9 protein-coding genes are annotated in these 11232 nt (G+C 38.8%); 3 read left to right on the top strand and 6 right to left on the bottom strand.

The window, feature by feature from the left end; translation table 11 throughout:
* Nucleotides 1-649: 649 nt before the first annotated feature.
* The gene (locus M3183_RS17230; RefSeq protein ID WP_251471723.1) at nucleotides 650-2878 is read right to left on the bottom strand and encodes an AAA domain-containing protein; all 2229 of its coding nucleotides are present in this window, start codon (nucleotides 2876-2878) and stop codon (nucleotides 650-652) included.
* A 199-nt stretch (nucleotides 2879-3077) separates the two neighbouring features.
* Between M3183_RS17230 and M3183_RS17225 the strand changes: the two genes are divergently transcribed.
* Complete coding sequence (locus tag M3183_RS17225; RefSeq protein ID WP_251471722.1) at nucleotides 3078-4076, top strand: L-lactate dehydrogenase; 999 nt, start codon at nucleotides 3078-3080, stop codon at nucleotides 4074-4076.
* Between the two features lie 331 nt (nucleotides 4077-4407).
* Here M3183_RS17225 and M3183_RS17220 read toward each other — a convergent pair whose 3' ends face one another.
* Together M3183_RS17220 and M3183_RS17215 are read right to left on the bottom strand one after the other, a co-directional pair.
* Nucleotides 4408-5103: a CAP domain-containing protein gene (locus M3183_RS17220; protein WP_251471721.1), complete on the bottom strand. Its 696-nt coding sequence runs from the start codon at nucleotides 5101-5103 to the stop codon at nucleotides 4408-4410.
* A 366-nt stretch (nucleotides 5104-5469) separates the two neighbouring features.
* Nucleotides 5470-6420, bottom strand: a complete 951-nt coding sequence (locus M3183_RS17215; protein ID WP_251471720.1) for a glycine-rich domain-containing protein — start codon at nucleotides 6418-6420, stop codon at nucleotides 5470-5472.
* 171 nt (nucleotides 6421-6591) lie between these two features.
* On the opposite strand from M3183_RS17215, the gene M3183_RS17210 reads away from it, so the two are divergent.
* On the top strand, nucleotides 6592-7092 hold the full coding sequence (locus M3183_RS17210; protein ID WP_251471719.1) for a hypothetical protein: 501 nt from the start codon (nucleotides 6592-6594) through the stop codon (nucleotides 7090-7092).
* A gap of 410 nt (nucleotides 7093-7502) precedes the next feature.
* Here the strand turns inward: M3183_RS17210 and M3183_RS17205 are convergent, their stop codons facing one another.
* Together M3183_RS17205 and M3183_RS17200 are read right to left on the bottom strand one after the other, a co-directional pair.
* Nucleotides 7503-7685 carry an aspartyl-phosphate phosphatase Spo0E family protein gene (locus M3183_RS17205; RefSeq protein ID WP_251471718.1) on the bottom strand — a complete coding sequence of 61 codons (183 nt, stop codon included), beginning with the start codon at nucleotides 7683-7685 and terminating at the stop codon, nucleotides 7503-7505.
* An 816-nt stretch (nucleotides 7686-8501) separates the two neighbouring features.
* Nucleotides 8502-9386 (bottom strand): LysR family transcriptional regulator, encoded by an 885-nt coding sequence (locus M3183_RS17200; protein WP_251471717.1) that lies wholly within the window; start codon nucleotides 9384-9386, stop codon nucleotides 8502-8504.
* A gap of 178 nt (nucleotides 9387-9564) precedes the next feature.
* Here M3183_RS17200 and M3183_RS17195 point away from each other — a divergent pair, with 178 nt between their 5' ends.
* The gene (locus M3183_RS17195) at nucleotides 9565-10221 is read left to right on the top strand and encodes a trimeric intracellular cation channel family protein (protein WP_251471716.1); all 657 of its coding nucleotides are present in this window, start codon (nucleotides 9565-9567) and stop codon (nucleotides 10219-10221) included.
* Between the two features lie 121 nt (nucleotides 10222-10342).
* On the opposite strand, the gene purU is transcribed toward M3183_RS17195, so the two are convergent.
* Nucleotides 10343-11212 (bottom strand): formyltetrahydrofolate deformylase, encoded by an 870-nt coding sequence (gene purU / locus M3183_RS17190; protein ID WP_251471715.1) that lies wholly within the window; start codon nucleotides 11210-11212, stop codon nucleotides 10343-10345.
* Nucleotides 11213-11232: the final 20 nt, after the last annotated feature.

The following is an 11232-nucleotide window of genomic DNA, read 5'->3' as shown; positions in this document are numbered from 1 at the left end:
ATATTTAGGTTAAACTGTACTTGAGTCATTTTATTCCTCTTTTCATTGTTTATCGTGGTTGAAAACAGTGTTGCCAGGAATGAATAAAATGACTCATTTTTTTTTACACAATTATACGGACTTTATCTTCATAAGCTCGATGAAAGACAGAATCAGGGCGTATCACCTGTAAACTGTCCTTCATTAGCTCGATGAAAGACTAAATCCGGACAAATCACCTGTAAACTGTCTTTCATAAGCTCGATGAAAGACTAATTCGGGGCGAAATACCTGTAAACTGTCCCTCATAAGCTCGATGAAAGATTAAATCGGGGCAAATCACCAGTAAACTGTCCTTCATTAGCTCGATGAAAGACTAATTCGGGGCGTATCACCAGTAAACTGTCCCTCATAAGCTCGATGAAAGATTAAATCAGGGCAAATCACCAGTAAACAGTCTTACATAGGTTAGTTAAGAAGCAAGCGGCAAGGAATTTATACATCTGCTTCTCTTCAGTTTATAAAAGAAGCCTTCTCAAGCCCTTGATTAGGTTCAATTTTATGCATTATTTCAATCAAATGGATCTTTTATCGGTATTTAAACACCATCATTGTTTTATTGAAAGTGATTCTAGTGAAGAAAGGCAAACGATACCGTTCTCCTTTCTTACTATAATTGTCTTAAAAGATATTCACACACTTTTTCTGAACTCAGCCTGGCCGCTACATAAGGCGGCTGCACTCCATTAGCCCCTTCAAGCGGCAGTCCCAGCCATAAAACCTTTTTATCAATTATGACAAATGGGAACGGCAGGCTCTCTTCCATCCAATTATCAGCTTCTCTCCACTGATGGGAAGAAATAAGTGTTAAGTTCACATGTGAACCTATGGTAAGCAGCTGCTCTTTCCATTCCATAGATAAAACGGTTTCCCCAGGTAAACAGATAATAATAGACGATTTTGCAAATTTCAGGTCACGAAAAATAAATTCCAGTTTCCGTGCATGCATCCATCTTAATTTTGAATGCTGATGAAGAATCCAGGAGCCAATTTGTTGATTTGTAATACTTTGTCCTTGCCGGACCTGATAATCAACCAGCTGCCTCAATGTTTTCCCTTGAAAAATATGACTTCGGATAAAAGCCCTGTTGCTGACATGAATAAATTTCCCTTTTGTTCTGGTTATAGCAACATTAATCAGCCGCTCACTATCCTTGCCGGTTAACAGCATCCCCGCCAGCTCTTGCGGTACGCCATCCACCGTATCAAAAATCATCACGTCCCGCTCGCTCCCTTGAAACCGATGGACAGTCGCGGCAATAATATCTGCAGCCACCCTCTCATGTGAATAGATCTCTTCAAGCAGCATTTCCATTAAAGACGCCTGGGCACGGTACGGTGTCACATACCCTATCGATTTCGCTCCATCCAGATAGGCTTCATGAATCAATTGAAATGATAACAACAGCTGCCAAAGATTAAATCTTGAGTTTGACACCTTGTCACTTACACAATGGGAACCCGTGAAACTTGTATCCAAAAGCAGGGCAGCTCTTCCTTTGAAAGGGGCCTGATTGACAAGCTGATTCCTGCTTTTATAAACACTTTCGTGATCTCCAACTAGTGAATGATAGATATATTGATTGGTAAAGGCTGAAATTTCAGGATGCATCCGTCTTTGTTCTTTTAAGAGAAAAAGATGTGGATGGAGTTTCCCCTCATTCAGCCACTCCACTACCCCTGCCCGATGGAAAATATCTTCTTTCAGCCATTTGGTCACGAGCGGATCTCTGCTAGATGCAATCGGGGGCAATTGTTTGAAATCGCCGCAAATAATCACCCGCTTCCCTAAAGAAACCGCAAACGCAGCTTGCGGTACATAGGCCATACTCGCTTCATCTACAATCACGACATCATATACCTGTTCATATATGGCACTGTCACTGGCAGCCTTTGCAAGAGTTGTTCCCACAATAAATGCCTCTTTTACTAATTGAATCTCTTTCTTCCGCACCTTTTCCAGTATTCTCGAAATTTGTGATTCAAGTTCCAGTAAATGATCCGAATCTCTTTTGCTAAAAGAACGGAACAGATCTTGTTTTAAACTGCTTCTTTCCTCTATCAGCCTCTCCCGATCCTTTGCAAGGATCGGATCTTGTTTTTCAATCAGCTGACTCGTGGTTATTTCACCATGGGCGGATAGTGCTTTCCCCGTATTTCCCCCGTAGCGTAGAACATCCCCTTCGCGAAATCGATTTTTCTTCTTAATAAACTCAGTAACCTCACTTAAAACTACATCGACCGCTTGATTACTATGCGATAAAATCAACACTTTTTTATGTTGAAAATATTTGTTGGCTGCCGTTCTAGCCAGTGTATAGGTTTTACCGGTTCCCGGCGGTCCCCAAACGAATGTGACAGGATTGTATTTTGACCTCAGCACCAATTCATGCACATTGCTTTTTATTTTTTCCACAGGATGCTTCGCTTCCATGGAAGGGTCCATCAGTCTCTTCACTCTCAGCCGTTTTTGCTTGCTTTTTTTGATTTCATCTAAACGCTCCATCAGCTGCTCCAGCAGTTCCCAAGGGTCGTGCAATAAGAATGCCTCCGGAATGAGGTCCCCAAAACGATGCTCTAATGAAAGAATAACTCCCCTGCCCTCAGAAGAAAGCACTTTACCGCTCGTCTTCATGGTGCCCCATTCCAATTTGATAGTGGAGCCAACCGGAATCCTTAAGGACATCACGGTATCAAAGTAATAGCTATAAGGACCGTCGTTTGATAACAGCCTTCCATTTGTTACATTATAACGGCTTCCGCCAAACTTCTTTAAGTGTAGGATCTCATTTTGAAGGGCCTGCTGCCACTCATTGATATAGGTTTTTATTGTTGTCATTGTTTTTCATTCCTGTAAGAAATTCTTTTTTAAAAAAAGAAGAATGTTTATCTTGAATAACTATAAACTTTCTTTCAATTGTAATCCACTGCACCAAAACTATTGTATCTATTGCATAGTAAAAAATTTTTATTTAAAATTGTTTGACTATTCATTATTGTGATAAAATATATTTGTTAATGTATGGGAGGGATCATCGTTGAAAAGAAATAAGTTAGTCGTTGTAGGATTGGGCCATGTTGGCTCATATGTACTGGCAGATGCTATGAAATTAGGACTATTTGCAGAAATTGCTGTAATTGATAGTGATAAAGATGTTGCTTTCGGGGAAGCTCTTGACCAAGAACACGCAACAGCCCTTACTTATATGTCCAATACAACTGTACGTGCAGGGGATTATTCTGAATGTGCCGATGCAGATGTGATTATCTGTGCTGCTGGTCCAAGCATGATAAAAAGCGAAGATGACAAAATGCCTGACAGGGCACAATTAGCTGCTGTCAACTCAGAGGTCATTCGTGAAGTCATGGCAGGAATTACGAAATATACGAAGGATGCCATCATTATCATGATCACAAATCCTTTAGATACTATGCTGTATATAGCAGAGAATGAATTCGGCTATCCAAAAGGACGCGTATTTGGAACTGGTACAATGCTGGATTCTGCACGTCTTCGTAAAGTCATTGCCACCAATTACAACATTGATCCAAAAAGTGTGACAGGCTATATGATGGGAGAGCACGGACATACGGCATTCCCAGTATTAAGCCGCTTAAATGTGCAAGGATTTGGCGAAAAAGAATTAGAACAAGTTTTTAATGGAAAAGAGCCATTAAACAGGGAAAGTATTAAACAACAAGTTGTTAAAGCCGCCTTTGATGTGCTAAATGGAAAAGGCTGGACAAACGCCGGCGTTGCTCAGGCCGCGGTTACACTGGCAAAAGCCGTCTTGCTGGATGAACGCAGTGTTTATCCTGTTTCCACAACATTGCGTGGACAATATGGATATGATGGCGATGTAGCATTAAGCATGCCTTGCATCATCGGCAGAAACGGCGTTGAACAACAATTAGAAATTGCTCTTGATAAGCAGGAACTTGAGTGGCTGCATCAATCAGCAGAATATATTAAAGAAGCAATGGAAGTGGCTAAGACGGGGAAGAAATATGAAAACGAAGAGCTTTCTACGAGATAATACCCATTCCAGATGCATTAGTTTGTCCCATAGACCTTTTCTATGGGACTAAATTTTGTTCTGGATAATCGGACTTGTCCCATAGATAGATCCTCATGCAATTGCTTTGACTTGTCCCATAGACTTCTTCTATAGATATTCTTCATGCCTGATGCTTTGGTCTGTCCCATAGACCTTTTCTATGGGACAGTTCCTCATGCTGGACTCTCTAGTTTGTCCAATAGATTTCTTCTTATGGGACAGTTTCCGCCTCAGTCGCGTTGGTTTGTCCCATAAGAATTTCCCGCACCAAATTTCACATAAATCAACAATAATAACAGGAATGCTCTATTTATCTACCAATAAACTCCTGTGTCCAATAGTTTCCTTGAGAAACATAACCAACTCCGATATGCGTGAAGTTCGGACTAAGAATGTTCTTGCGGTGTCCCTCACTATTCATCCAGGCCTTAACAACTTCCTCAGGAGTTTTTTGACCCATGGCAATATTTTCACCGGCATAGCGATAGCTGATTCCATATTGCTTCATCATATCAAAAGGAGAACCATATGTCGGGCTGGTATGGTCAAAGTAGCCATTAGCAGACATATCACGCGACTTCTCATGCGCCATCTTACTTAACTCCACATCTACCTTAAGGTCACGCAGCCCGTTTTTCGCACGTTCTTGATTGGTAAGATCTACTACCTTTTGCTCATAAGCACTTATGCCGTTAGTTGTTTGTGTTTTTACGGGTTCTTGAGGTGACGCAGTATTTTGCGGCTGTTGTGAAGGCTCAGCCGTTTCTTTCTTGACAGGCTGCTTTGTTTGTGATGTCCCCTGCTCGGCAGTCGTCAGCTTTGGAACAGTCAAACCATAACGTGAATATAATTGTTCTAGGAAGCTATTAAACTCACCCATATTCGAATATTGATAGACATTTACTTTATTAGACGTAGTTGCAGCTTCTGCTTTGTTAACAGCAGGACTCGTCATCATTAATGCTGCTGCCGCTGCAATGGTTAATAATACTTTTTTCTTTGCCATTTCTAACATCCTCCCCTGAAATGCAAGTTATTAAAAAATGTAATTTCATCTTAACACAGGATTTTTGTCATATTTTAGGAAGGAATTGTAAATTACAGCTTATACTATTTTCTTACAAGCATAAAACTCTTTATTAATCAGGTTATTTCGATAAATTCAAAACGCCTTTTAAATCAATAATTCTATGAATTTACCAAAATTTGATATAAATTAGGTATTGACAGGCATTAAACCAGCCATTTTTTTTAACAAATATTTCTGAAAGATATCAAAGCTTACATATGCTTTAAAGTGAAAATCTCGTTAAACAATCTTCTTCTCACCTGTGGCAAAATAAAACCCCAGTCACCCTGGGATTTTCCAAAACTATGACGAACATCCCCCGCCGCAGCTGGAACAGGAGGAACAGCCGCTGTCTCCTCCACCGCCGCTGTCCCCGCAATCATCAGAAGAAGCAGAACCGCAAAAAGAAGCATTGGAGCAGCCGCTTGTATATTTCGTTGCCTCAGCGAAAGCGTATACTTTCGCATGATCCCAATAATAATCAAAATAATAATACGAGAAAAACACCATCATCAACGATAGTGCAGTCATATCACCAAAGGTCCGCTGTTTTAAAAATGAGCCTTTCGGATTGGCCTGATACATTTTTTCAGTCATACCTAACTGATATTTCATCCGTCCCACCAAATATTCAAGTACTTCTCTATTATCCTCATTCTCCTGAAAATATTTTTCTATCAGCTGATTTTCAGTATGATTCCTAAAATCGTCCAATATCCAGCTTTCCATAGGGTGTTTGAAAAAGCTCCCCCACTTCTTCCAGCTAAATTCAGTAATTTCAAACAGCTGGGAAAAGACCCAGTCAAAAAAAGCACGTTCCTGTGGTGCCGGTTCAGGATTCGTGTTTGGGATATGGTGGAGCATTTTTCCTAAAAACATCTCCGAAAATTCCTGATACTCTTTTGTAAATAAAATCATCTCATGCCAAATTTCATCTACATCTTCACTAAACATCGGTACTTTCTTCATGATATTTGCCATGACAAAATAGCGTTTTAGCTCAAAAAGCAGCCATTCAAACTCGTCTTCACTCCGATTAGGGTGGTCTTTGAGATAACGATGCTTTACCTGCTGAATATAATCTTCATTCAATGATTGGTTTAGTTTCTCAAGCAAAGTCTTTATTGGAACTTGTTCGATCACGCCTAGTTCAGCCGGTATATTCTCTTTTAATAATTTCTTTCGTTTCATTACCGACGAAACAATAGCAGCGATTCCCCCTATACCCACTAGGAAAACAACAACCAAGATCATATACACATCCCTCTTTTCCATAAACACATATGTAAAATTGTACCATAAAATTGACTGATAAATTGTAAGATAAGAAGAATGAAAATAACCTAATAAATGCCAAAACACCACTAAAAAACCATGTTATAATGGTGGTAAAATATGGAACACTAGTTCAAGGGGATGATTTGAGTGAAAAAAATATCACTGCTTATGTTGCTATTCAGCCTGTTCTATGCTGCTGCAGCCTGTACATCAAAGCAAACGGTGAATAAAAATGAGCAGCAAATCGTATTGCCTGATGGTCTTCCTGACTTTGTTCAATCCAGTGATTTTGAAAAAATTGATTGGAGTAGGAAAGCCATTCCATTTGGAAAAAGAGGGATAATTGGAAATGAAAATAAGTCTGGTGTCATTGGAGCACAAATGCCAAGTCTGGACCGGCAAAAATGGATGTGGCATCTTTGGGGAGTTGGCGATACAGAGTTAACAATCATTGGATTTCATAAAGAAACACAAACCGTTCATCAAATTGTATATGGACAATGGACTCTCCATGCTGGCGGCCCCAATAACGGTGCAGACGCCCATTCCCCATCACTCGTACATCTTCCAAAGCCAGGGGAATGGGCAATGCTGCTGTATACTGATGGCAAATTATTCGATATTTTGGTCTATAATATTAAAAAGTAATGGTTAAATTATTTGTCAACAAATGACTAAAGAATTAGTCCTCTAAATTTCTCCTGATGGTGCTCATTGACCTCGTCATCTATGTGGGCCTTTCATATCATTTAAACAAACGTTACATAAGGAAAAATGTATTTTGATTTGCTGCCTTTTACGGAAATTATCTTAAATTGGGAGTGATTGGTTCATTACATTATTCGAAGTTATTTGTTCATTTTTAGTATTATTGACTACGATTTTTGTTACTATTTTTTTATCTATGTCCAAAGCATGTTAATTGGAGATTTTGTTTGAAGGAATTGAGTTTACGATAGAATCAATATTTGCTTTATAGAATTTGTATTGCTTTTAACTTGAAATCATCGACTGAAAAAATAAAAAATTCAAGTTTCGCAGCTAGACTATATTAATAGTCAATCCCTTTTATCGCTAACCTTCTTATATTCATTAAGAAAGAAATCCAGCTGCTCGCTGGCTTGAATGGTTAATTGATGACATAACCCATTCTTCTGTCCAATATTGATTAGTTCTGCCCTTAAGTATTCTATGTATAATCGAAGCTCAAATGGACCTAAAACAGGTCGTTCCTTATCCATATTGTTACCCCTTTTGGAAGGATTTGTGAAATCACAAAATCTATTTTACTAATTTCTTCAAAAACCTTCTATAAGATTTTTTCAATAGATATCAATCGATATAGTAGATACCATAGCAGATGTTTCAAAAATAAAAATGATAAAGAGAATCTTAAACAGTTTTGCTCTTTTAAGTAATTCGACGTTCAGTCTATATACCATACTAAATGGTTCAAGTTTCTACTGAATACTCAGACACACTTAAAATGGGGGATACTAACACGTATTATACCCTGCATCGCAACGCAGAAATCTAAACTGGAACAATCATAACAACAAGTTTTTCCTTAATGAATTTTCCGTTACTTTTACGCCCAGTACTGCAATTCAAGGATTAGCAGGTTTTTGTTAAATTCTCCTTGTGTACCATCCCCAAGCGACTTTAGCTGTTCAGGGGTTATATCCAGCTTGCGATATATGCCCAGGAATCATATATGGGCCAGAGAGGAATATATCACCTTTTCAATCACCTGGTACCTCTCAAACCTATACTTTTACATTCGACAGCTACATACATTAGAAGCTGGAACTGCGACTTTTCTGTTATTCTACGGAAGCGATGCAGGACAAAATGAAAGATTTGATCTGCCCTGCGCATCGGTATGCCTAATCTAAATTCAGGATCAAATGAATCCTTTAAAAATGAACTTTAAGAACGGGAATAAGCAGTTTGATAAAACTTGTCCTTAAAAGAAATTCTATTTTCTTACACAAATTTTTTGGCTATTAATGGATAGCATGATTAATAATCGTTTTTAATCTATCCTAGGGTGAAAGTTATAATAACTTCTCTTGCAAAAAGTCAATCCACGTTTTGGCTGCATAAGTCCTGTAGCCTTCTTTTTGCCACCCGATACCCAGCTCCCAAAATACAGGCTCTTCCATTGGAATTATACAAATATTCCGGCTGCCAATGTCTAATGGTTTTTGTTCATTCTGCGGAAGGATCGTGATACCTTGTTCTTTATTAACCATTTCTATTAAAAAGTCCCAGTGCGATGTTTCACAGATAATTTTAGGTGAAAAGCCAATTTTATGACATTCGGAAAGAATAAGTTCGCGAATTTTGTATCCATCCGGCAGCAGAATAAAGTTTTCATTTTTGAGTGTTTGCCAATCAACTTTTTCAGCGCCTGCAAGCGGATGATTTTTTGAAACGATTAACCTCAAATCCCCTTTTAAAAAGATAAAATAGTTAAATAGTGCTTCATCCACCGGTGTATGCACGATCATAACATCCAATTCTCCAGCCAAAAGCGCCTTTTGCAGCTGTATTACTCCGCCTTCCGTAAATTTTATCGTGATATCCGGATACGTTTTTCTAAATTCTGCAATGACGTCTGCAAAAAATTGTGCACCAATTGTAGATGTACTGCCCATTCTAACAACACCGGTTTTATTTGTTTTTAAGGCGTCCAAATCCTGTTGAAATGCTTCTAATAAATGTTCCATTTGCTGGCAATAGCTAAAAAGTAATCTTCCTGTATCCGTTAATTCAATTTTACGCATACTGCGGATGAGCAGCTCCACGCTTAATTCTTTTTCAAGCTCCTTAACAGCGTTGCTTACGCTTGGCTGAGAGGTATATAAGGCAATTGCTGCTTTTGTAAAACTTCCATGCTTTACAACCTCTGAAAAGTAGTGTAATTGCTTCAGTTCCATCAGGTCACTTCCCATAAGTTTTTGCTATAGCCGTTATTAAATATCCATATTTATTTATCCCATATAAGTATTTATCATTATAATGCAGTCAAAAATGAAACAACAAACTGAAGAAGCAAACTCTTTTATATAGATGTTATTTGCTATATTAAATAAAAATATGATGGGGGGGTTTGTTTTGACATGGGATATGCTTAACATTATTGGAACGATAGCTTTTGCCATCAGCGGTGCCATTATTGCCATGGAAGAAGATTATGATTTATTGGGCATTTGCATCTTAGGATTAACTACCGCATTTGGCGGGGGAATGGTCCGTAACTTATTAATTGGAATTCCTATTGAAACCGTTTGGACACAAAGCCATTTATTTGAAATTGCACTTCTTTCAATTATCGTCGTTTTTTTATTACCGAATATGGTTATGCGCTGCTGGAACAGGTGGGGAACTTTCTTTGATGCCATTGGATTAGCTGCCTTTTCTATTCAAGGTGCGAACTATGCCGTTCAAAGCGGCGCCCCTTTAAGTGCCGTTTTGATTGCATCAACCTTAACAGGTGTAGGCGGAGGGCTGGTGCGGGATATTTTGGCACGAAGAAAACCTATGATCTTTCACTCAGAGGTTTACGCAGCCTGGGGGATCTTAACAGGACTCTCTATTGGTCTTGATTGGGTGCACGGCACATTTGAAATCATGATTCTTTTAGTCCTCATTGTTTCATTAAGGATGTGTTCGGTACTGTTTAAATGGAACCTGCCGAAACATTTTAGTAGTAAAAGCAAGGAGTCAAACGTTCCTATTTTACATCCGTATCATCATGAACTTAAAAAGTAGATTCTTTTTTAATGCCATTATTTATACTTTTGATTAAAAAGCAGCCATAGCCTTTGAAAAGGCCGGCTGCTTTTGTGTCTTTTGCCCCTTTAAGGATGTCCTTACATTAAATAAAATTTCCTTATGCAAATACGATTGTTTTATTCCCGTGTACCAGTACTTTATCTTCCACATGCCAGGAAATAGCTTCAGCGAGAACCCTTTTTTCGACATGACGGCCGGCAGTCTTTAAATCTTCTACTGTATAACGGTGATTAATCCGTTGTACATCTTGTTCAATAATCGGCCCTTCATCCAGATCGTTCGTTACGTAATGGGCAGTAGCCCCAATTAACTTTACCCCGCGGTTAAACGCTCTAACATAAGGATTCGCCCCAACAAATGCCGGTAAAAAGGAGTGATGGATGTTAATGATTTGATTTGGATATCGCGAAATGAAATTTGGCGATAAAATTTGCATATACCTTGCCAGGACAATGAAGTCTACTTTCCCATCCAAAAGCTCTAATACTTTCTTTTCGGCCTCTTCTTTCGTTTCATGAGATACCGGGATATGATAATAAGGGATCCCATACGACTCAACCGTTTCTCTTAAATCGGGATGATTACTGATGACCATCGGGATTTCCACCTGGATCTCCTTAGATTTCCACCTCCAAAGAAGCTCGTTGAGACAATGATCTGCTTTGGACACAAATATAGCCATACGTTTTTTTTGTTCATTATTGGTCAAGTGCCAATCCAAAGAATAATCCCGTCCCAGAACATGCAGATCTTGTTCCAGTTTCTCAAATGATGAATGAAATTCCTCTAAATCAAATTCAATCCGCATAAAAAATACACCTGCGTACGGATCTGTTGTATGCTGATCAAAATGGACTATATTCGCTTTATGTTCTAGTAAAAAATTAGTTACTGTCGAGATAATCCCCGGCTTTTCTGGGCAGGAAATTAATAATCTTGCACGGTTTGGCTTAACTTTTACAGTCATTTTCCTCTACCATCCTTATG

Source organism: Neobacillus mesonae, assembly GCF_023715155.1.
Lineage (GTDB): Bacteria > Bacillota > Bacilli > Bacillales > Cytobacillaceae > Neobacillus > Neobacillus mesonae_A.
The sequence above is the reverse complement of the archived record's forward strand: the minus strand, read 5'-3'. Positions and strand labels throughout refer to the sequence as shown.